Raw genomic sequence first — 22775 nt, 5'->3', positions numbered from 1 at the left:
CCATGCAAGATACGCTCGAAAGATTCCTGTTCGATGACGCCCCGGTGCGTGGCGAGCTGGTCCAGCTCGATCACGCCTACCAGGAAGTGCTGGCGCGCCATGCCTACCCACCGGTGTTGCAGACGCTGATCGGTGAGCTGATGGCCGCCGCCGCGCTGTTGTCGGCCACGCTCAAGTTCGACGGCACCTTGATCATGCAACTGCACGGCACCGGCGTGGTGAAGCTGATCGTGGTCGAGTGCACCAGCGACAATACGCTGCGGGCCACCGCGCGCTGGGAAGGCGATGTGCCGGAGCTGTCACTGGCCGAACTACTGGGGCGCGGCCGCTTCGTCATCACGCTGGAGCCCAAGGAAGGCGAAACGTACCAGGGTATCGTCGGCTTCGAGCCGGGCCAGCGCGTGAACGAGATCATCGAGCACTACATGGAAAGCTCGGAGCAACTGGCCACGCGGCTATGGCTGGCGGTGGGCCAGGGCAAGGCGGCGGGCCTGTTGGTGCAAAAGCTGCCGGCCGGCCAGGGCGACCCCGATGCCTGGGATCGCGCGCAGCGCCTGGCCGAAACCATCACCGCCGACGAGCTGCTGGGCCTGCCGCCGCGTGAGATCCTGCATCGCCTGTTCCACGAGGAAACGGTGCGCGTGTTCGACCCGGCCAGTCTGCGCTTTGCCTGCACCTGCTCGCGCGAACGCGTAGGCGGCATGCTCAAGATGGTGGGGCACGATGAAATCGCTGGCGTACTGGAGGAGAAAGGCCAGGTCGATATCACCTGCGAATTCTGTGGCAAGGACTACCACTTCGATACGGTGGATGTGGCTCAGCTGTTTGCTGGCCATGGCACCGATCCGGCAGGGCGTCGGGTGCATTGATCGGACGGGTTGAACAAACAGGGCGCCATCCGCGCCCGCAGCAACAACCCGTCGGTATTGAGTATCGCCCGTGCTAGACACACGAGGACGATCAACGCGGGCCCCTGGGCTGGACGTCGATCGACTGAGGCGGTGTCCAGTTACGGGCGACGAGGATCGTCGTCTACCGGGTGATGTCGCCACATGAAACACATTGGCTGCAACCAAAAAAACGGCCCGGACGTACCGGGCCGTTTTCGTTGCGGTGCTACAGATTCAGCGCGCCCGCGCTCGGCAGTACGGTGACCCGGTAGCGTCCGTTACCCAGGTCGATCACCGGCAGGACGGTCGTGCCCTGACGTGGCGCGATGGCGCCGGTGGCGGTCAGCTCCAGCGTGATCGGCGTCGCATACTTCTGGCACTGCGCGTTGCCGGTCGGGAAACTCAGCGACTTACCGTCGGCGGCCAGCGTCGGGGCGCAGGCTTCGCGGGCATAGCGGTAGCGGATCACGTCCGATGGCGTGGCCACCCATAACAATCCGGCGTCGACCTTGCCCTTCACGTAGTCCAGATGGGCGAGATAGCGCGCCGCCGGCACCGGCTCGTAGCCGACGGTGCCCACGCCATGCACGGTGCGGGTAGCCCAGCCGCCCTTGCTGATCGCAGCGTCGACATGCAGGTTGAGCAGTTCGCCCGAAGGGTAGAGCGACCACTGATTGTTGGCGGTGAACAGATCCCACTGCACCATGAACGGGTCGTTGAACTGGGCGTCATTCACGCCTGCTGCGAGGCCGTACTGGATGTTGCCGCCGCCGAAATCGCGATTGGAGGCGCGCGCACCGAGATAGCCGGCGGTGTTGCGCAGGGCTGTGAGCGCGGCTTCGGTCGCGGTATCGTTGGGCCAGACCAGGTAGCTCGGTTGGTAGCCGTTCAGGTGGCTGGCGATGTCCTGGGTCGATTGGCCGATTTCCGCGCTGGCCTGCCAGGTTGCATCGCTGCTGGGACGGTGGGTGCGGGTGTGATTGGCGAGCTCGTGGCCGTGGGCGATGAAGGTCTGCGCTGCAGTCCAGTGCGCCGGCTGGCACGCGCTGGTGACTGCGGCAAAGGCGGCGACCAGGCCGCGCTGGTACAGCGCCGGCTCGGCGACATTGATATGGCTGTCGCTGACTTCGTAGCAGAAATCGTCATGCACCATCGAATAGGCGCTCGCCGCGCCGTTACGCCAGGTTTCCACCTTGACCGCGGTGATACGGGCGGTACCAGGAGTCGGGGTGACTGGCGTTGGCGTCACTGGCGTGGGTGTGACCGGGGTCGGCGTGGTGGGACCGACCGGGCAGGTGCCGATCTTGCGCCATGGGCCCCATGGATTGCTGACGTCTGGACGCTCACCTTGCACCCACCAGATTGCTTCGTAGAGGATGCCATTGAGGCAGACACGCTGGCCGCCGGCATAGGCGACGCTGGCTTGCCAGGCGGGGCTGTTGCCAGTGACCGGTGTCGGTGTGACCGGTGTGGGCGAGACCGGGGTGGGAGACGGGGCAAGCGGCGTCGGCGTTGGTGTGGCTGTGACCGGGCTCGGCGTGACCGTCGGCGTCACCGTCACCGGCGTGGGGGTCACGGCGGCCTGTGCCTCCCACGGCCCCCATTGGGCCGCGCCGGGTACGTCGCCCTGGGTCCACCACTTGGCTTTCCAGTCCTGGCCGTTGTAGCTCACTACCATCCCGGCGGTGTAGACCTGGGCCGCATCCCAGCCAGGGGCTGCATGGGCAACCGCAGCGGCCAGCATGGCGGGGGCCAATATCATCCATTGATTCAATTGCATTGTTCCATCTCCATCCCGTGGTTAAGCGCGCGCTGGCTTGGCCGGCCGCTACGACGCGGGCCGGGCCTTATTTGAAATGCACGCGGCGTCGACTATGCCCGATGAATAAGTGGGAGGAAAATGCGCAACGCAGGCAAATTCACCAGTGACCGAGCTGGAAAGTAAAAGTATTTTTGAAACAAGGTGTTAGGGTGTTGTATGCGTGCCGGTCACTTCATGAATGACAGCTGCGCAAGCAAGGCCGGATGCCAGCCCGAAGCGGGCGTCAGGCAGCGCTGGCGCGTTCTGGGGCGCCCACTATGCTCGGAAATCCGCCGCGTAACCGCTGGCCGTCGGACCGCCCCAGCCGGCAGGGAGCTGGCCAGCCGGCGGGCTAAGCCGACGTTGGCCTGCTCTCTGGGCGCCTCGTCGTTCAGTTGCAGGCTCCCAGATCCTTCCACACGCCCCATTGCCCGGACAGGTTGGGTTGCTCGCCCTGCGTCCACCACTTGGCCTCGTACAGATGCCCGGCGTAGCTCACTCGCTGGCCGCCGGTATAGATGGCGGCGCTGCTCCAGCTCGCCACACTGCAGCTCGTCCCGGGCGGCGTGGGGGTCGGGGTGCTGGGTTGCACGGTGGGCTGAGGCGTTGGCACTGGCGTGGGAAGCGGCGTCGGCACAGGGGTGGGACTGGTGCCGACGGGGATCAGTTGCCAGTACGAGGTGTTCTGGTTGTCGTTGCTCCACTGTTCCACATTGCTGCCGGCATTGCCATTGCCCACCCGCAGGCTCTTGCCGCTGTGGATAGGGATCAGTTGGTAGCTGCTGCCACCGACCGGGTAGGCGATGAAACGGGCATTGGCGTTGTTGCTGTAATCCCATTGCTGCAACGGGGTGCCGTCGGCCGGGCTGACGTCGGTCACATCGAGCGCCTTGCCGCTCTTGGCATTGCGGATCACGTAGACCCCATTGCCCTGATGGCTGAACTCGAACTGCTGGTTGGCACCGCCGCTGTAGGTCCACTGGATCACGCGGCCGCCGTTGGCCATGCTGCCGTCGTAGACATCCATGTAGAGGCTGCTGTAGCCGTTCTTCAGGTAGTACTTCCCGGCAAGGCCCGTGTAGCCGTCCGCCTTGAGCTTGAGCGACGAGATGTTGTCGTTGTAGCCATTGTCGACGAGGCAGTTGTCGCTGCTTGTCGAGACGTACGCGGCACCGCCGTAGTTGTCATCCTGATAGAACCACGCGCGGTAGCCGGTGGTGACGCGCAACGACGAGAGATCGTTGTCGACCAGCCCCTCGCCCTGTAGCCGCGCCAGGTTGAAATCGCCACCTGGCAGGGTGACGCCGTAGCCGGTGAAGTCGCAGTTCTGGTAGACGGTGAGGCCCGGGCTCTCGGCCGGCGGCAGGATCAGTATGGAACTCGCGCGGTCGTTGAAACCGGCGTTGTTGAGCAGGTTGTCGTTGCTGCTGCGCGTAATGCTGGCGCCGGTGAAGTTGTCGCCGTCGTACAGCACCACGCTCCAACCGGGCGCTACGGTCAGTGAGGTGACATCGTTGTTGGCGATACCGCGGGCGGACAGGTCGGCGGTGGTATAGCGCCCCGGCGGCAGCGCAGTGGCGCGGCCGTTGTAGTTGTAGTGCTGGTAGAACGTCGGATAGTCGAGCACCGCGGCGGTTTCGAACAGAATCAGCCCGGCCAGCTGCACCGAGGAATCGATCACCGTGCCCGGCTGCGCCGACCAGTTGGCACCGGCCAGCATATTCGGGCGCAACAGGCCCTTGCTGTGCAGGATGTGGGCGTTGTAGCGGATCGCATCGTTGATGCGGCTGCGATCGGCGGCGGCCAGCGCGCCTTCGCGCGCCAGTAGCGCGAGGTAGCGCACCAGGATGCCCTTGAACAGGCCACCATCGCCGCTGCCGGATTCGCCGGCGAATAGCATGCCGTTCTGGGTAAAGCCGGTGAGGGCCCAGTTGGCGGTCTTGAGCGCATCGTCCAGATAGGCCCGGTTGCCGGTGAGCTTGTAAAGCTCGAGCCCGGCGCCGATGTACATGCCTTGGTTGTACGAATATCGCGCCTTGTTGGCTTCCCCGGTGACCAGGCTCACCGAATCCCAGACCGCGCCGCTGGCCGGGTCGACCTGCAGGCGCCGCACATTGCCGTACGCCTCCTGGATCAGCGCCAGGTCGGCCGCGCCGCCGCGCAGACCATAGAGCCGGGCGCCGAGGATGATGGCCGGGGTCGAGGCGATGGTGTTCTTGCAGGCGGGCGCGCAATCGCTGTTCCAAGAGAACAGGCCGCTGCTGTAACCGCCCTTGATATAGCCCCATAGCTCCTCGGCCACCTGCAGGTATTCGTTGTCGCCGGTCAGCTCGTGCGCGCGCAGGCTGGCCAGGCCCAGCCATTCCATGTCGTCGTAGTAGGTGTTGCGGTAGGTATTGCCGTTCTTGCTGCGAATGCCTTGCAGCAGCGCTTTCAGCCGCGGTGGGTAGGCCGGATCGCGGGTGCGCTGGTAGGCATCGACCAGCGTGTCGAGGGCATGCGCATTCCACCAGTAGTTGAAGTTGCCACTATTGCTCGCACTGCCATTGTTCTGCTTGTAGAACACGGGGTTGGTGTTGGCGAACTGGCTACTGGTGCTGGCCTGCAGTGCATCGGCCACCGGGCCGTAGTCGAGGCCTTGCGCGGCAGGCAGTCCCAGCGCGAACGACAGCGCGATTAGTGCAGATTTCATGTCATCTCTCTCCGTATGAGGCGCCGGTCGGCGGGACCGGCTTGTCGTGTCGGGCTCTGTTCGGCCCGGCTACAGCGTAGAGCGGCTCGTGCGAGCGCGCGAGAGGCGAAACCGGGCCATGTCGGCGGCGCCAGCCGCGCGCTCACAAGCGGCAAGAGACCACTGCGATACGCGCCGGCTAAGCACGCCTACTCAATAATGAAAGCGTTTTCATACGCAGGGCCGTGACATCGTCATTGCCGGGCCACGTTGCCGTGCGCAGGCAGGTATCAGCGTGGATGCGGGGAAAAGACCACTGCGTCGTTGCACGACTTGGGTGTTGCGCCACCCGGCATGATCAGGATGATGGGCGGCGCCCGCGATGCCGGTCGGTGCCTAGCCATCGTCACCGCGGCGACGTGATACGCGGCGGCATCCGGTTGGACCCGTCTCGATCGAGCGCCGGGCATCGTGTGACATCCATGCGCATTATGCTTTCTGCGGGTTTACAAACTGGGCGGCTTCGTTGATGCTCGCGCTGTCCGGCCCGGTTCAGGGTCGGCCGGGGAGAACACAACATGGCAGTGGCACAGTGGCTGCGCGCGAACGCGCGCAAAGTGGGCTTGAGCGCGGCAGCGGTGGCGGTGGTTGCGGCGGCCGTCGGTGGCGGCTGGTGGTGGGGGCATCGCGGTGCCTCACCCGACGCGAGCGGCCCGGCCGCGATGGCCGAGCCCACCGAGTTCGGCGTGCTCGAATGTAAGGCCGGCTACTACGATGACGAGCCGGCGCTGACCGTGGCGTTCACCCATCCGATCGCGCGCAAGCAGGATCTGGCCAAGAAGTTCAAGGTCACTGACCTTGGCGTGCTGCCCGAGGGGAAGTCGGCGCAACCGGCCAAGCCGCAGCCGGCCGAGGCGGAAAAGGTCGTCGATGGCCATTGGGAGATCGACGACGACAATGCCCAGCTGGCGCATTTCGTCACCAATGCCAAGCACCGCTATGCCGTCGATATCTCGTCGGGCGTACTGGCTGAGGACGATAGGGCACTAGTCGGCCACAAGCGCTGCGAAATCGCGCTCGACGCCATGCCACCCGCCTATTACTTCGCCAGCCGCGGCGTGGTGCTGCCAGCGAGCCAGAACGGCGGCCTGCCGGTGGTCACGGTGAACGTGCCCGAGGTCGATGTCGAGTTTCTGCGCGTGTCGCCGCGCCATATTCCGCGTTTTCTGGAAAAGGTGGTGGCGCAAAAGCGCGTGCCGAACGAAGACGGCGAGGAGGAGGGCGGGGAAGACTACTACTACGGCAACGGCCCGCTCACGCTGTCGGGCGCCGTCTATGGGTGGTCCTTGTCCAAGCTGAAGAAGCTCACCGAGAGTGTGTACCTCGGGCGTTTCGAGACCGATGCGCGCAAGAACCGCCGCAATGTCAGCTTCCTGCCGGTCGAAGGCATCAAGGAGCTGCAGGAGCCCGGTATCTATGTGGCGGTGATGCGTCAGCCTGGCCGCTATTCCGATGCCTACCAGGTCACCTATTTCTATGTGACTGACATCGGCCTGCACGTGCATCGCGGCCAGAACCAGATCGATGTCTTTGCCACCTCGCTCAAGAGCGGCAAGGCATTGTCCGGAGTGGAGTTCGAGCTGCTCGACGAATACGGCAAGACATTGGCCACTGCTGATGGCGACGGCGAAGGCCACGCGGTGCTCGACAAGGTGCCGCTCGCCGCCCAGGCGCTCGTTGCCAAAAAGGACAACGAACTCTCGGTACTGGCGCTGTTTGAGCCAGGGCTCGATCTTTCCGAGTACGACATCGGCGGGCACTTGCCGCGCAACACCAAGCTGTTTGCCTACAGCGGGCGCGACTTGTACCGGCCGGGTGAGAAGTTCTTCGTCTCGGTGATTGCGCGCGATACCGATGGCCGACCGCTGCCAAAGTTGCCGCTGACGGCAACGCTGAAACGCCCCGACGGCCAGACTGTGCAATCGGCCACCTGGCAGCCCGATGCCAAGTTGCCGGGCTACTACCAGCGCCAGCTGGTGCTGCCGCCCGATGCCGCTACCGGCACCTGGCTCTTGGAGCTGCGCGCCGATCCGGCTGCCGACGAGCCCGATACGCTGCTCAAGATACAGGTGGAGGAATTCCTGCCCGAACGCATGAAGTTGGATCTTGCCAGCGAGCCGCCGGTGCTTGCGGCGGGGACGGCGTTTGAGGTGGACGTGAAAGGCGCGTATCTCTACGGCGCGCCGGCTTCGGGCAATCGCCTCTTGGGCAGCGTGGCGGTGGAGCGCGATCGCTACGCGCTGGCCAAGCAGTGGCCGGGCTTTTTGTTCGGCGATTTCGCCGACGACGACAAGCGCTCGCGCCAGGAGATCGAGGAGACCGAGCTCGGCGCCAGCGGCGACGCAGCAGTCACGGTACCGCTGGATCTGGGGGGCGCCAAGTCGCCGATGAAGGCGCGCGCTACGTTCAGCCTGCTCGAATCGGGCGGCCGCCCGGTGGTGCGATCGATCGAACGCACGGTGTGGCCGGCGCCCAAGTTGATCGCCATCCGCCCGCTGTTCGATCGCGACGTGGCGCGCGAGAATGACAAGGCAGCGTTCGAGGTGGTGCGCGTCAGCACCAGCGGCGCGCTGGCGCCGCTTGCCAACGCCAAGGTGCGCCTGACGCGCGAGGACCGCTATTTCTACTGGCGCTACGACGACCAGCGCGGCTGGCATTCGGGCTACACCGAGGATGATGCACCGGTGTACAGCGGTGATCTGGCGCTGAACAACCGCGCCTCGCTGGCCGTACCGGTGGAGTGGGGCCGCTACCGGCTGGAAATCGAGGATCCGGAAACCCGGCAGGTGGCGCGTTACCGCTTCTATGCCGGCTGGGGCGCGCAGGACGCCGAAGCCATGGGCAACCGGCCCGATCGCGTCAACCTTAAGCTCGCCGGTGTGCCGGCCAAGCCGGGCAACGACGTGACGCTGACCATCACGCCGCCGCACGATGGCGAGGCGCTGGTGCTGGTCGAGGGCGACAAGGTGCTGTGGCAGAAGCGCGTGCGCGTCTCCGCCTCGGGCACCGAGATCGACATTCCCGTCAGCGAGGACTGGAAGCGCCATGATCTCTATATCTCGGTGGTGGCATTCCGCCCTGGCAGCGACGGTGATCGCGTCACGCCGGCGCGCGCGCTGGGCCTTGTCTACCTGCCGCTCGCGAGCGAGGATCGCAAGTTCAAGGTGGCGCTGACGGCACCGGCCAAGGCGCGCCCAGAAACTCGCGTGCCGGTGAAGGTCAAGGTCGACGGTGCGGCCGGCGGCAGCGCCTTCGTCACGCTGTCGGCGGTCGACGTCGGCATTCTCAACATCACCAAGTTCAAGTCGCCCGACCCGTTCGACTTCCTGTTCGGTAAGCATCGCTACAGCCAGGATCTGGCCGATATCTACGGCAAGCTGATCGAGAAGATGGAAGGCAATACCGGCAAGCTCAAGTGGGGGGGCGACTCGGGCATGCGCGACAGCCAGGACAGGCCGGAGAAGGTGAAGCTGGTCGACCTCTTCAGCGGCCCGGTGCTGCTCGATGCCAAAGGCGAAGCGACCATCCCGCTGAACATCCCCGACTTCAACGGCAGCTTGCGGCTGATGGCTGTGGCGGCAAGCGATGCGCGCTACGGCAACGCCGAGCAGGAAATGACGGTGGCGGCACCGGTGGTGGCGGAACTCGCCACGCCGCGCTTCATCACCCCAGGCGACACGGCCACGCTGGCGCTCGACGTGACCAACCTCACCGGCAGCACGCAGACCTTCGCGGTGAAGTTCACCGCGGGCAAGCCGGTGACGATCGGCGGCGGTGCAGCCACGGTGACACTGAAGGACAAGGAGAAGAAGACGCTGCGCTATACCGCCGAGGCGACCGACGCCTATGGTCTGGCGCGGCTCGACTTCGAGGTGGCGGGCAAGCTCGCTGGCAAGCCGCTCACGATCAAGCGTAGCGCCGCGCTGCAGGTGCAGCCGCCGGTGGCGCTCGATCGCAATGTCACCCGGATCAAGCTTGATCCGGGCGCCGAGCAGGCGCTGCTCCCTGAACTGATCGGCCGCTACTACGCCGATTCGGCCCATGTGTCGGTCACCTTCTCCAACAAGCCGCCGCTCAACGTGCGCTCCCTGGTGCAGGGCCTGCTCACCTATCCCTACGGCTGCCTGGAGCAGACCACCAGCACCGCCTACCCGCACGTGCTGATCGATGCCGAGGTCGCCAAGCTTTATGGCCTCAAGCAGTACAGCCGCGAGGAGCGCACCCGCATGCTGAACGATGCCATCGGCCGGCTGGCGGGCATGCAGAAGGCCGACGGCGGCTACACGCTGTGGGGCAGCGGGCCGTACGAGCAATGGTTGTCGGCCTATGTCGGTGGCTTCTACCAAGATGCGCGGGTCGCCGGCTTCACCGTGCCGGACAAGCTCTATGCCGACACCCAGGGCTGGTTGCTCAAGCAGCTGCAGCGCGCACCGGCCGATTTCCCGAGCTACGGCAAGACGCTGGCCGCCAAGCTCGGTGCCGACGGCACCATCCGCGACAAGCTCATCGACAACGAGTACGAGCAGCTGCGCATCGATCACCAGCGCCTCGCAGCCGCTGCGCATCAGGGTTATATCCTGGCGCGCGACCAGAAGGCGCCGCTGGCCACGTTGCGTGTGCTGTACGACAAGTACGCCAACCGCGCCCGCTCGCCGCTGCCGCTGGTGCACCTGGGCCTCGCGCTCAAGCTGATGGGCGATGAGAAGCGCGCCACCGCCGCGTTCGACGCGGCAATGAAGCGCGGTTACGGCATCACGTCCAACAGCGACTGGTACTGGGGCGAATGGCTGGGTGACTATGGCAGCGCCGTGCGCGACCGCGCCATGGCGTACGCGCTGCTTGCCCGCCACAAGATCGCCCGTCCGGGCGGTGAAAACCTGGTGTTCGAGCTGGCAGAGAACCTGAAGAATCGTCGCTACCACTATTACTCGACGCAGGAGCGGCTGGCGCTGCTGCTGGCCTCGCAGGCTGGCGGCGGTCCGGGCGCCTCGGGCAGCGAATGGAACGCAGTGCTGACCGTCGGTGGCGACACCCGCGGCCTTGCGTCCAAATCGCAGGAAACCGTAAGCCTGCCGGCGGCCGAGATTGCCAAGGGCGCCAAGCTCGCCAACAGCTCGGGCACGGCGCTCTTCGTCGAGATCGAGGCGAGTGGTTATCCGAAGGAAGCGCCCAAGCCGCAGCCGGGCGACCAGATCAAGCTCGCGCGTGACTGGTTCTTTGCCGACGGCAAGCCGTACAACGGCCGGGCGCTTAACGTGGGCGAGACGCTGATCGTGCGCGTCACCGCCTCGGCCAGCCAGCGTATCGAGGATGGTTTGGTGGTCGACCGCATCCCGGCGGGCCTCGAGATCGAGAATCTCAACCTCTCTGATGGCGAGCGCATTGATGCGCTCAAGGTCGACGGCCAATCGATCCGCGAGGCGCTTGAGGATAGTCGCATCAAGCACCGCGAGTACCGCGACGACCGTTTCGTTGCCGCCGGCCAGCTCGACTACAACGCACTGCGCCTCTACTACCTGGTGCGCGTGGTCACGCCAGGCCGCTTCGTGGTGCCCGCCACGGTGGCCGAGGACATGTACCGGCCACAGATCACCGGCGTGGGCCCGGCCAGCCCGGTGCTGACGGTGGTCGACGCGAAGGCCAAGTAATCAATCGGCGCGCTGGGCCGGCTGGCCCGACGCGCTGTCTCATTCATCCACTCGAGTTGCGTTTGTGATCAAGCAGATACTGCGTACTTGGCTGCCGGCATTGCTGGCCAGCCTGTTGTGCTCTCCCGCCGTGCGTGCCGAAACGGCCCGGGATTGCCCGCCACCGCCAGGGCCGTTGCCTGAGTGGACTGCCGCGCAAACTGCCGATCTCGCGAAGTCGGCCAAGGACAAGGGTTTTCTTTGGCGCATCAGCAAGGGCGGGCACGATTCCTACCTCTACGGCACCCTGCACGTGGGCAAGGCGGAATGGATGGTGCCGGGGCCGCAGCTCGTTCTCGCGATGAAGGCGAGCAACAAGCTCGCGCTCGAGGTGGATCCGACCACTCCCGATGCTGCGGCCCACATGGCCGATCAGGCGTCCTGGGGCGTGCGGTTCGAGCGGCTCAGCGCTGGCACGCAACAGCTGTTGCAGCAGATGCTGCGACAAGGCTGCCTGCCCGACACGCTGACCCAACAGATGTCGGCCGCGATGCTGGTGACCACGTTGTCCATGCTCGACTACATGCGCGAAGGACTGGATTTCCGCCTGGGCTCCGAATTCGTGCTGTCGGGTTTTGCCCGGGGACGCAAGATGCCGGTGGTGGAGCTGGAAAGTGCCAAGGCACAGCTGGAATTGTTCGAATCGTTGTCGCTGGCCGAGGTCGAGGCGTATGCCCAGGCCGCGGCCGAGCTGCAGCAGTCTGGCGACGGCCGTGTCGTGGTCAAGCGGCTGATCGACGCATGGCGCGAGGGGCGCCTCGACGAGATGAGCCGTTTCGAGGAATGGTGCGATTGCGTGAAGACCGACGCCGACCGCGCCTTCATGTTCAAGCTGAACGACGCCCGCAATGGGCCAATGGCGGACAAGGTGGCGCGGATGCACGAGGCGGGCGACAAGCTGCTCGTCGCCGTAGGCAGCCTGCACATGACGGGTGAACAGGGCCTGCCGGCCCTGCTTGCCAAGCGCGGTTTCAAGGTCAGGCAGCTGGTGCCCGAACCGCAACCCTGAACGCCGTGACCCGGCAGCAGCGACTTGCCGGGATGCCGATCGCAAGCTTGGCTATAACGAACACTGTTGTCCTTTCGCATCAGCCCTCGAATGCTGACTAGAGGAGTGACTGTGGCCGCCGAGAACCGGCATTCCCTGCTGCGCGTGATCTGGCCTTTCCTCCTGGCAGTGCTGCTGCTGTTGCTGATCGGCAGCTTCAGCATCGCGGTGCTGTCGGCCGCGCGTGCCTATGTCGGCGGCGAGAGCCGCTGGTCCAAGGGGCAGAAGGAGGCAATCTACGCGCTGGTGAGCTATCTGGAAACGCACGATGCCGAGGATTTCGCGCGCTACCGTGCCGCGATCACGGTGCCGCTGGGCGACCATGCGGCGCGGCTTGCGCTGCAGGCCCAGCCGCCCGACTACGCAACGGCGCGACTAGGGTTCTTGGCTGGCGGCAATCATCCGGATGACATCGGCGGCATGATCTGGCTGTTCGACCATTTCCAGCATCTTGGCTATCTGAAGCGCGCCATCGCGATCTGGACCGAGGCCGATAGATATCTGCTGCAGCTTGATGCGCTGGCGCAGGCGCTGCATCGACGCATCGAAGAGGGCACGCTGACCCATGGGGAGGCGATCGAGGCGCGGCGGCGTATCAGCCGTTTGAACGACCGGCTCACCCCGCAGGAGATCGCGTTTTCCGCCACGCTGGGCGAAGCGGCGCGCACCATCCACGATGCGCTGCTGTTCGGCAACGTGCTGGCGGCGCTGGCGCTGATCCTGGTGGCCGCCTGGCGCACGCAGGTCTACCTCGCCGTGCGGGCCGGGCTGGAGATAGCGCTCAAGACCAGCGAGGAGCGGCTGTCACTGGCGGTGAACGGCAGCCACAGCGGCATCTGGGACTGGAACATCGCCGATGGTTCGTTGTACTTCTCACACCAGTACAAGCGGCAGTTCGGCTATCCGGATGATGACGAACCGGTATCGTTCGATCACCTGGTGGGGCTGATCCACCGCGACGACCGGCCGCTGGTGATCGCCGCGCTGGAGCGACATCTGGCAGACGGCGAGCGCTACGAGGTCGAGTTCCGCCTGCGCGTCCCGGATGGCAGCTACCGCTGGTTCCATGGTGCGGGCCAGGCCATGCGTAATGGCCATGCCCGGCCGCAACGCATGGCCGGTACGTTCGAGGACATCACCGAGCGCAAGCGGATGGAAGCCGCGCTGCAGGCCGAGCAGGAGCGGGCGCTGGTGACGCTCGCCGCCATCGGTGATGCGGTGCTCACCACCAATGTGGCGGGCCGCATCAGCTACGTGAACCCGGCGGCGCAGGCGCTGCTTGGCATACGCCATGCGGTGGGGCAGACGCTGGCGGGCCTGTGCCGCGTCTACGACGAGGCGAGCCCCGGGCGCGAGCTCGATCCGGTTGGCAAGGTGCTGAGCGGCGCCAGCGCCGATACCGATGACCGCAATCTGCTGCTGCTGCGCCCCGATGGCAAGGAAATCCCCGTTCGGCTGGTGGCGGCGCCGATGCGGGATGAAGCGGGGCAGATCGCCGGAGTCGCACTGGCGTTCCACGACATGACACGCGAGCGCCAGTTTGTCGCCAACCTCTCCTGGCAAGCCAGCCACGACGAGCTTACCGGACTCGTGAACCGGCGCGAGTTCGAGCGGCGGCTGTCGCAACTGATCGCCGAGCAGCCGAGCAGTGGCTTGCCGCATGCCGTGCTCTACCTTGATCTGGACCAGTTCAAGGTGGTGAACGATACCTGTGGCCATGCGGCCGGCGATGAGCTGCTACGCCAGGTGTGTGGCACGCTGCTGCGCCAGCTGCGGCAGGACGATACACTGGCGCGGCTCGGTGGCGACGAATTCGGCGTCATCTTGCAAGGCTGCCCGGTGGAGCCGGCCGAGCGCCTCGCCGAGAACCTGCGCTGCGCTGTTGAGCGTTTGCGCTTTGCCTGGGAGGAGCGGCCATTCGCCATCGGCGTCAGCATCGGCCTCGTTGCGCTCGCCGACAGCCTGCCCACGCTGGAGGATTGCCTGCGCGCGGCCGACGTTGCCTGCTACCTGGCCAAGGAAAAGGGCCGCAACCGGGTGCAACGCTATCTGCCGGGCGACGCCGAGTTGGCGGTGCGCTACGGCGAGATGGAATGGGTGAACCGGCTGCATCGCGCGCTCGACGAGAACCGGCTGTGCCTGTACGCGCAGACCATCCAGCCCTTGCAGGGGCAGACGGGTCAATGGGTGGAGCTGTTGCTACGCCTGCGTGACGAATCGGGCGAGCTGGTACCGCCGATCGCCTTCATTCCGGCGGCGGAGCGCTACAACCTGATGCCGCTGATCGACCGCTGGGTGATCCGCACGGCGCTGGCCGCGATGGCTCGCGAGGATGCGTCGCTGCACTGCGCGATCAATCTTTCCGGCGCCTCGCTCGGTGACGAGGGGCTGCTCGATTATGTGCGCGAACAGCTGGTGCTGCACGGCGTGGCGCCTCGGCGCGTCTGCTTCGAAATCACCGAGACCAGCGCCATTGCCAACCTCAACCGTGCCACCACGCTGATGCATGCGCTGCGTCAGGATGGCTGTCGGTTCGCCCTCGACGATTTTGGCTCGGGCATGTCGTCGTTTGCCTATCTCAAGCATCTGCCGGTGGACGACCTGAAGATCGACGGCGCCTTCGTGCGCGGCATGCTGGGTGACGCATCGGATCGCGCCATGGTCGAGGCCATCGACCATATCGGCCACGTGATGGGCAAGACCACCATCGCCGAGTTTGTCGAGAGCGAGGCACTGCTCGCCGTGGTGCGCGAGATCGGCATCGACTACGCGCAGGGCTATGCCGTCGGCCGGCCGCAGCCATTCTGCATGCCGGCCATAGTCCAGCCGCTCACCGACACGGCGATTAAGCTGCCCGATTAGCGCAAGGACGGCATTGATGTTTTTGATCTAACGTTTTTATTTGATATTCATTTTGTTGCTATTTGACGGTATGCTGCGTCTTGCCGGTGATTAGCCGGCAACGTTCTCAGGGCGGGGTGTAATTCCCCACCGGCGGTATCCGCGCAAGCGGGAGCCCGCGAGCGCCTGCCTCAGGCAGGGTCAGCAGATCTGGTGCGATGCCTGGGCCGACGGTGATAGTCCGGATGAAAGAGATCGTGAGTACCGGTTCGCGGCTGGCCGCGGGCTGGCGCTTCGCGTTGCCCTGATTCTGGTTTATCCGTCCGTCAAGGAAACCCCATGAATCAGCCCCTCAGTGCAGCATTCACCCATAGCCTTGCCCAGCCCTCGTACCGCATTGCGTTGGTCAGTGCGTCGTGGCACCCCGATATCGTGTCCCATGCCACCGAAGCGGCCATCTCCGAACTCGCGCAGCTGGCGCCTGGCTCCGAGGTCGCGCAGTTTGAGGTGCCCGGCGCTTTTGAAATCCCGCTGCACACCAAGCGCTTGGCCGACTCCGGTCGGTTCGATGCCATCATCGCCTTCGGTCTCGTGGTCAACGGCGGCATCTACCGGCACGAGTTCGTCACCACCGCGGTGATCGAAGGCCTGATGCGGGTGCAGCTCGACAGCGACGTGCCGGTGTTCTCGGCGGTGCTCACGCCGCGCGACTTTCACGAGCACGATGAGCACCAGGCCTTCTTTCGCAGCCATTTCGTGAAGAAGGGGCGGGAAGTGGCTCAGGCTTGCCTTGCCACGCTGCACAGCCTGGCACGCCTCCCGGTCGCCATCGCGGCCTGAGCCTACTGGTCGAAGCGCACCACCACCTTGCCGAATGGGCCGGCGCGTAGGGCCGCCAGCGCGCGCGGCAGATCGCGGTAGCCGAACTCGGCCGCGATCACCGGCTGCAGCCGGTGCTGGTCGACGAAGGCGGCCAGCCGCTCCAGCGCGCCGCGTGGGCCGACGCCGATGCCCTGGATGGTGGGGCGCCGCAGCAGCAACTGCACCGCCGAGAAGGCGAGCTCCGTGCCTTCGAGCACGCCGATCACCGAGATCCGTCCGCCCTGGCGCAGCGCCGCCAGCGATTGCTGGATATTGCTACCGCCGACCAGTTCGAGCACATGGTCCGCGCCGCGGCCGGCGGTGAGTGCGTGCACCTGCTCTGACCAATCCGGGTGGGCATGGCGGTCGATGCCGTGTTGCACGCCCAGCGCGGCCAGCCGAGCCAGTTTATCCGGGCTGCCCGAGGTGGCGATAACGGTGGCGCCGTGCGCCAGCGCGATCTGCGCAGCCCAGAGCGCCACGCCACCGGTGCCCTGGACCACCACGGTATCGCCGGCCTGGATGCCCCCATGGTCCACCAGCGCGAACCAGGCGGTGAGGCCGGCGCAGGTCAGCGTGCTGGCCGCGACATCATCGAGCGTGTCTGGCGCGGCGACCAGATGCTCCGCCTTGATCACCACGTGTTGCGACAGCGTGCCGGTCAAGGGGCCTCCGAGTGAAGTGCCCCAGGTATCGCGCGGCGGCACCAGGCCATCATCCCAGTCGCCCCAGAATGTGCTGATCACGCGCTGCCCCACCTGTACCCGACTCACGCCGGGCCCCGTGGCGAGCACCGTGCCGGCCATGTCCGAGCCTGGCACCTGCGGAAACGCCAGCGGCAGGCCCAGGCCGTGTTCGATCATCAAGAGCTCGCGGTAGTTGAGCGGGGCGGCGGCCACCTTCACCAGCACCTCGCCCGGGCCGGGCGAGGGCAGCGTGGTGGTGACCAGCTCCAGTTGTTGTTCGCCATAGCCGTGCATTTGCCATTGCTGCGTCGTCGTCATCGTGGTGCTCCTGGTGTAACCCGCTCGGGTCGGTGAGACCATGGTATTGACGATTTGGTGGTGCCAGTTGCGGCATATGATCGATACTGTGGAGCCAAAATGGAGTCAATGACGTGATCTCTCTCGATAACCTCAACGGCATCGCCGCCTTTGTCGCGGCGGTGGAGTGCGGCGGCTTTAGCGCCGCGGCGGCCCGGCTGCACCTGTCGCGCTCCACCGTCGGCAAGACGGTGGCCCGGCTGGAGGCGCGACTGGGAGTGCGGCTATTCCATCGCACCACGCGCAGCCTCAACCTCACCGACGAAGGCCACGCCTATTACGAGCGCTGCGTGCGCGTGATGCGCGAGCTGGAACTGGCTGAGGACGAATTGCAGCAGGGCCGGCGCGCGCCGGTGGGGCGCTTGCGCGTCAGCGTGCCGGTGCAGTTTGGCCGGATGTGCGTGGCGCCAACGCTGCTGGCAGTGGCGAGCGCATATCCGCAGCTGCAGCTGGAGGTCACGTTCTCTGATCGGCGGATCGACCTGATCGAGGAAGGGGCGGATCTGGCGATCCGCGTGGGGCCGCTCGCCGATACTGCCGGGCTAAAGATGCGCCGCTATGGCGAGATGCGCATGTTGGTCTGCGCGGCGCCGGCTTACCTGGCGGCGCACGGGGTGCCGCAAACGGCCGGCCACCTTGCCGCGCACGATGCCATCGTTTACGGCAGGATGGGTCGCGCCGTGCAATGGCAGTTTGTCGATGAAGACGGCGCGGCGCTGGTGGCGCAGCCCAAGGCGCGGCTGGCGCTCGACGATCTGGAAGCCATGGCCGCCGCGGTGCGCGCGGGGCTCGGCATCACCCGGCTGCCGCACTGGTTGGTTAGCGAGGCACTGGCGCGGGGAGAACTGGTGGCGCTGTTGCCAGGCCTGCATACGGTCGGCTTTCCGGTGCATGCGGTCTGGCCCTACACCCGTCAATACTCGGCGCGGCTGCGCGTGGTGCTCGACGCGCTGGCAGAGGCCTTGCCGCCATTACTAGCCTAGTCCGCCGGCCGTGCGGCGCTGTGCCGTGGCTGGATCACCATCAGGCTGGTTCGGTCAGCGACTCGGCCGGTGCCGACAACGCATGCAGTGCCAGCTCGCCTTCGCCGTCGATCAGCACTAGGCCGGATACCTCGAGCTGCATGCCGGCGCTCAGCACATGATCGAGCGCATCGCCGTCGTGGGTCAGCCAGAGCGTGCCGCTGTGGCACTGCAGCCGGGCGGGGGCTTCAAGGTCCAGTCGCAGCAGGTTCTGGCTGGTGACCGGGAACAGTTTGCATGTCATCATCGCTCACACTCCTTGTTTGATGACATTGTGGTTCCAAGGATCGGCAAGGTGTTAACGATGAATTTTCTTCTGATCTGTGAAGGAAACTAACAATGGCTCGTCTTCCGCCGTTGTCGGCACTGCGCGCCTTCGAGGCAGTGGCGCGCCTCGGGAGCATGACGCGGGCAGCTGCCGAGTTGCACCTCACCCACAGCGCGATCAGCCACCAGATTCGTGCGATGGAGGACGAACTTGAGGTGCTGCTGTTCCTGCGCCAGGGCAAGCGGCTGCAGCTGACCGACGCGGGCCGGCTTTACGCGATGCAGGTGCGCCATGCGCTCGGTGCCATTGCCTCGGCCACCGAGGAGCTGGTCACCCGGCCCAAGCCGCACCAGCTGGCGGTGGGTACGCTTGCCTCGTTCACCAGCCACTGGTTGCTGGCGCGGCTGCCGGATCTGCAGCGGCGCCATCCCACGCTGCAGGTGCAACTGCATACGGCGCCCGGGTTTTCCGATCTCAACCTGGAACGGCTCGATTGCGCGGTGCGCATGGGGCAGGGCGGATGGGACGGCGTGCACCAGGAGCTGCTGTTCCGCGACCAGCAACTGGTGGTGGCGAGCCCCGGTTTTGCCGGCGGTGCCTTGCCCAAGACGGTGGCCGAGGTTCACGCCGCGCGCCGCATTGCCGGTGGTGGCGTGAGCTGGCGCGTCTGGTTCGACCACGCAGGTGTCACCGGCCCGGAGCTGCCGTGCAGCTTGTGGATCAACGATGCCAATTCTGTCGTCGAGGCGGTGCTGCAGGGCCAGGCGGTGGGGCTGATCCGCCGCTCATTGGCGAACGATCTGCTGCAATCGGGCCGGCTGGTGCCGCTGCCCGGCCCGGTGATCGATTACCCGGACCCCTACTGGCTGATCTGGCCGCAGCGTAGCGAGGGCCTGGAGAAATTCCTGCTGTGGCGCGACTGGTTGCACGGGGTGGTCGCGGGCTACCTGGCGGGGCTATCCGAAAACTAGGCGGGGAGTGCGCCTCAGCGCTGGCGGTTCACGCTGGGCGATCGCCCGGCCCGCAGGCGCACCGGTCGCGGCGTCGGGCTTGCCCGGTTACACTGCGCGGCTCTGCCCCTGATCGCCCGAACTGCCTTGGCCTTTACGTCACTTCGCATTCCTGCCGTGCTGATCCGCCTCTTGCGCCGCTGCCTGCCCGCCTGGCGTGCAGCGCGCTGGCCCTTGCTGGTATTGGCGGCGGTGCTGGCGCTGGCCTTGCTGCTGGATGCGATCTTCCCCGTGCCACTGCCACGCGAAGAGGCCGGGCTCGTCATCGTCGATCGCCACGGCACGCCGCTGCGCAATTACCCGGCGGCGAGCGGGGTATGGCGTTACCCGGTGCGGCTGTCCGAGGTGTCGCCGCTGTATATCGAGGCCTTGCTGGGTTACGAGGATCGCTGGTTCTACCTGCACGCCGGAGTAAACCCGGTGGCGGTGCTGCGCGCGGCCTGGCAATGGGGCAGCAGCGGCCATATCGTTTCCGGTGGTTCCACGCTGACCATGCAGGTGGCGCGTATCCTGGAGCCGCCCCCGCGCACCGTGTGGGGCAAGGCGCGGCAGATGCTGCGCGCGCGGCAGCTGGAATGGCATCTCTCCAAGAGCGAGATCCTCACGCTCTACCTCAACCATGCGCCGATGGGCGGCATTGTCGAAGGCGTGGAGATGGCCAGTCGCGCCTATCTGGGCAAATCCGCCAAGGCGCTCAGCCACGGAGAGGCCGCCATGCTGGCCGCGCTGCCGCAGGCGCCTTCGCGGTTGCGGCCGGATCGCTGGCCCGAGCGCGCCACGGCCGCGCGCAACAAGGTGCTCGATCGGCTGGCTGGCTTTGGTGTGTGGTCGCGCGAAATCGCCGAGGATGCCCGCATCGAGCGGGTGATCGCGCAGCCCCCGCGCGGCGAATGGCTGGCGCCGCTGGCCGCCGAGCGCCTGCGCGCCCAGGCCCGCAAGCAGCCGGTAGAGCAGGGCCGGCGCCGGGTGATCGCCAGCACGCTGGATGCCGACATCCAGGCCAACGTCGAGCGCATGCTGCTCGATCGCCTGTCCTTGCTGCCGCCCAAGGTCTCGATGGCGGTGCTGGTGATGGAGAACGATAGCCTCGCGGTGCGCGGCTACGCTGGCTCGGCCGATTTTGCCGACAACCAGCGTTTTGCCCACGTCGACATGGTGCGCGGCATCCGCTCGCCCGGCTCCACGCTCAAGCCCTTCCTCTACGCGATGGCACTGGACGAGGGGCTGATCCATGGCGAGAGCCTGCTCACCGATGCGCCGCAATCATTCGGCGGCTACCAGCCCGGCAACTTCCAGGCCGCGTTCAGCGGGCCGGTCAGCGTGTCGGAGGCCTTACAGCGCTCCTTGAACGTGCCGGCGGTCGACGTGCTCGACCGGCTCGGCCCTGCGCACTTCGCCGCCCAGCTAGCCAAGGCGGGCCTCAAGCTGCGCATGCAGCTCGGGGCTTCGCCCAATCTCAGCCTGATCCTTGGCGGTGGCGGCACCACGCTGGAGGAACTCGTCGGCGCCTACCGGGCGCTGGCGCATGGCGGCGTGGCCGGCAGCCCGCGGCTCAGCAATGACACGCCGCGGCGCGAGGCGCGCATCATGAGCGCAGGCGCCGCCTGGATCGTGCGCGACATCCTGGAAACCGGCGGCCGCCCCGATCGGCCGTTCGCCGGAGGCCCGGCGCGGCTGGCGTGGAAGACCGGCACCAGCTTCGGCTTTCGCGATGCCTGGGCCGTGGGCGTGACCGATGGCTACACCGTCGGCGTGTGGGTGGGCCGGCCCGATGGCACGCCCAATCCCGGCTTCTTCGGCGCCAACGTGGCGGCACCGCTGCTGAAGGACATCGTGGCGGCGCTGCCGGGTGTAACCGGCGCCCGCCGTGGTGCGCGCCCGGCCAGCGTAAGCGCCGCGCAGATCTGCTGGCCACTGGGCCTCACCCGCGCTGCTACCGACCCGGCACAGTGTCACGAGCTGCGCACGGCCTGGCTGCTGAACGGCGCAGCACCACCGACGCTGCCTGATCGATCGCGCGCCGGCGGCCTGATCGATACCCTCTGGCTGGATCGTGCCGGGCTGCGGGTGACGCCGGAATGCGATCCGACCGCGCTACCTCAGCAGGTAGCGCGCTGGCCGCTGTGGCTGGAGCCGTGGCTGAGCCCGGCAATCCGCGCCCGCTACGCCCCGGCCTGGTCGCCCACCTGCCCGCAGCATGTCAGCGCCGCCGCGCTGCGCATCGTCGGCATCGAACCGGGCAGCGTGGTGCGCCCCACAGCCGGCGCCAGCGAAGCGACCGTTTCCACCTCGCTGTTGGGTAGCGGCGGCACGGCGTGGTGGCTGCAGAACGGCGAGCTCGTCGCCACCAGCGAGGGTGGTGCAACGGTGAAGCTCACCTTGCGCCACAACGGCCCGGTACGCCTCACCGCGCTCGATGGCAACGGCCGCTACGACAGCGTGGCCTTCAACGTGGCGGGCTTTGGCGCGACGCGCTAAGTTCCGTGGCTGGCGGCCCGTGGGCCGGCGTCTGTCGCACGACTTGCAGATAGGAGGGCGATCTGCTGCAGCGCGCTTCGCGCAACCCTCTCACCCATGGGCCCATGCATCCCGTATTTGAATCCCGATTCTGCCCTGGGCTTGGCGCCGTTCGAGTGAACCGCTGAAAGCTCAGCTTAGTTCCGGGTATGGGTCAGTACTGCATTTTGGGTCTTGACGTTGTAATGCCAAATTCGACTCACCGTGTTGCCGCCTATATACACCAACGCAATATCGTCTTTCTTTGCCACGACCTGCAGTCGTGGAGGACGCGAATTCCCGCTATCGTATAGACGGCCAAATCCTTGTAGGCCAGCCATGACGTTACGCGTAAACATTGCAGCACCTTCGCCGGAGATGAAAACGAGGCTGCCGTCCGTGGTCCATGCCACATAGCGATCTGCTTGCGCATCATAGAATAGCGAGGCGATGTCGACGTTATTCAGTGATCGGTAGTCCATCCACCGCCGTTGTTTTGCATCGAACCGGTAGAGAAAGCCTTCGCCTCCCAGGGTGACGACACAAACTATTTTTCGCTTCATGTCGTAAGAAATATCCATGGCCCAGGAAAATTCGGGAAAATCCGCGGGCAGTGGAACGACATGGGATAGGCCGGTTGTGGTATCGACGATCTCTAACTGATCGCCTTTAAGCCGGTAAATGGTTTTTTCCGAATCGGATACGGCCATTTTTCCTTCGGCTGCATAAGAATTTTCATCCTTGCCCACAGGCCCGGCCAACGTCCAACGCACTTTGCGATAGTCCGAGGTCAGAAGTTCGAACGCAAAATGGGTGCTGGGGGCTTGGGCAGGCACCTCCTTGGCGGAAAACTCGGCACGGTGGCGGTCAACGGTGGAAATATGGACCGTGGCAGGAATTGTATAACTACCCTTAAAGGCGTCGATCCGATCTACGCCAAACAGCACGTTGAGCTGAGTGAGCAACTTTCTGAAATTGGTGTTTTCGGTTTCATAGGCATAGGGCAACTTTACTAGATAGCCTTGCGTTTGCAGCCGGGTCGCTACCTGTCCAGTCCCGGACGATTAACTACGCGCT

Annotated in this window: 13 protein-coding genes and 1 riboswitch; of the genes, 8 read left to right on the top strand and 5 right to left on the bottom strand. The window is 65.8% G+C overall.

Translation table 11 applies throughout. From position 1 onward, the window contains the following. Positions 1-2 precede the first annotated feature (2 nt). On the top strand, positions 3-869 hold the full coding sequence (hslO, locus tag NLI84_RS00070; RefSeq protein ID WP_255987280.1) for an Hsp33 family molecular chaperone HslO: 867 nt from the start codon (positions 3-5) through the stop codon (positions 867-869). 247 nt (positions 870-1116) lie between these two features. On the opposite strand, the gene NLI84_RS18885 is transcribed toward hslO, so the two are convergent. Together NLI84_RS18885 and NLI84_RS00055 are read right to left on the bottom strand one after the other, a co-directional pair. Then, entirely contained in the window at positions 1117-2670 is a 1554-nt protein-coding gene (locus NLI84_RS18885) for a carbohydrate-binding protein (protein WP_284699750.1), read from the bottom strand. Positions 2671-3082: 412 nt separating this feature from the next. Next, the gene (locus NLI84_RS00055) at positions 3083-5383 is read right to left on the bottom strand and encodes a glycoside hydrolase family 76 protein (protein ID WP_255987279.1); all 2301 of its coding nucleotides are present in this window, start codon (positions 5381-5383) and stop codon (positions 3083-3085) included. A gap of 557 nt (positions 5384-5940) precedes the next feature. On the opposite strand from NLI84_RS00055, the gene NLI84_RS00050 reads away from it, so the two are divergent. The 4 genes from NLI84_RS00050 (at position 5941) to NLI84_RS00035 (ending at position 15838) form a co-directional block, all read left to right on the top strand. Further along, entirely contained in the window at positions 5941-11070 is a 5130-nt protein-coding gene (locus tag NLI84_RS00050) for an alpha-2-macroglobulin family protein (RefSeq protein ID WP_255987277.1), read from the top strand. Positions 11071-11134: 64 nt separating this feature from the next. Beyond that, the gene (locus tag NLI84_RS00045; RefSeq protein ID WP_255987276.1) at positions 11135-12118 is read left to right on the top strand and encodes a TraB/GumN family protein; all 984 of its coding nucleotides are present in this window, start codon (positions 11135-11137) and stop codon (positions 12116-12118) included. 90 nt (positions 12119-12208) lie between these two features. Beyond that, positions 12209-15019, top strand: coding sequence for an EAL domain-containing protein (locus NLI84_RS00040; RefSeq protein ID WP_255987274.1), 2811 nt, complete (start codon positions 12209-12211; stop codon positions 15017-15019). 98 nt (positions 15020-15117) lie between these two features. Then, positions 15118-15259: riboswitch (FMN riboswitch) on the top strand. 78 nt (positions 15260-15337) lie between these two features. Continuing rightward, positions 15338-15838, top strand: a complete 501-nt coding sequence (locus tag NLI84_RS00035) for a 6,7-dimethyl-8-ribityllumazine synthase (RefSeq protein ID WP_255987273.1) — start codon at positions 15338-15340, stop codon at positions 15836-15838. A gap of 2 nt (positions 15839-15840) precedes the next feature. Here NLI84_RS00035 and NLI84_RS00030 read toward each other — a convergent pair whose 3' ends face one another. Continuing rightward, positions 15841-16863: a zinc-dependent alcohol dehydrogenase family protein gene (locus NLI84_RS00030; RefSeq protein ID WP_255987271.1), complete on the bottom strand. Its 1023-nt coding sequence runs from the start codon at positions 16861-16863 to the stop codon at positions 15841-15843. A gap of 113 nt (positions 16864-16976) precedes the next feature. On the opposite strand from NLI84_RS00030, the gene NLI84_RS00025 reads away from it, so the two are divergent. Then, positions 16977-17885, top strand: coding sequence for a LysR family transcriptional regulator (locus NLI84_RS00025; protein ID WP_255987270.1), 909 nt, complete (start codon positions 16977-16979; stop codon positions 17883-17885). A gap of 40 nt (positions 17886-17925) precedes the next feature. On the opposite strand, the gene NLI84_RS00020 is transcribed toward NLI84_RS00025, so the two are convergent. Then, the gene (locus tag NLI84_RS00020; protein WP_255987268.1) at positions 17926-18171 is read right to left on the bottom strand and encodes a DUF2917 domain-containing protein; all 246 of its coding nucleotides are present in this window, start codon (positions 18169-18171) and stop codon (positions 17926-17928) included. 92 nt (positions 18172-18263) lie between these two features. Between NLI84_RS00020 and NLI84_RS00015 the strand changes: the two genes are divergently transcribed. Together NLI84_RS00015 and pbpC are read left to right on the top strand one after the other, a co-directional pair. Then, positions 18264-19163: a LysR substrate-binding domain-containing protein gene (locus NLI84_RS00015; RefSeq protein ID WP_255987267.1), complete on the top strand. Its 900-nt coding sequence runs from the start codon at positions 18264-18266 to the stop codon at positions 19161-19163. Between the two features lie 156 nt (positions 19164-19319). Continuing rightward, positions 19320-21680 carry a penicillin-binding protein 1C gene (gene pbpC, locus NLI84_RS00010; RefSeq protein WP_255987265.1) on the top strand — a complete coding sequence of 787 codons (2361 nt, stop codon included), beginning with the start codon at positions 19320-19322 and terminating at the stop codon, positions 21678-21680. 176 nt (positions 21681-21856) lie between these two features. Here the strand turns inward: pbpC and NLI84_RS00005 are convergent, their stop codons facing one another. Further along, positions 21857-22705: a hypothetical protein gene (locus NLI84_RS00005; RefSeq protein ID WP_255987259.1), complete on the bottom strand. Its 849-nt coding sequence runs from the start codon at positions 22703-22705 to the stop codon at positions 21857-21859. Between the last annotated feature and the right edge of the window lie 70 nt (positions 22706-22775).

The organism is Chitinolyticbacter albus (assembly GCF_024437655.1).
Taxonomy (GTDB): Bacteria; Pseudomonadota; Gammaproteobacteria; order Burkholderiales; family Chitinibacteraceae; genus Chitinolyticbacter; species Chitinolyticbacter albus.
The sequence above is the reverse complement of the archived record's forward strand: the minus strand, read 5'-3'. Positions and strand labels throughout refer to the sequence as shown.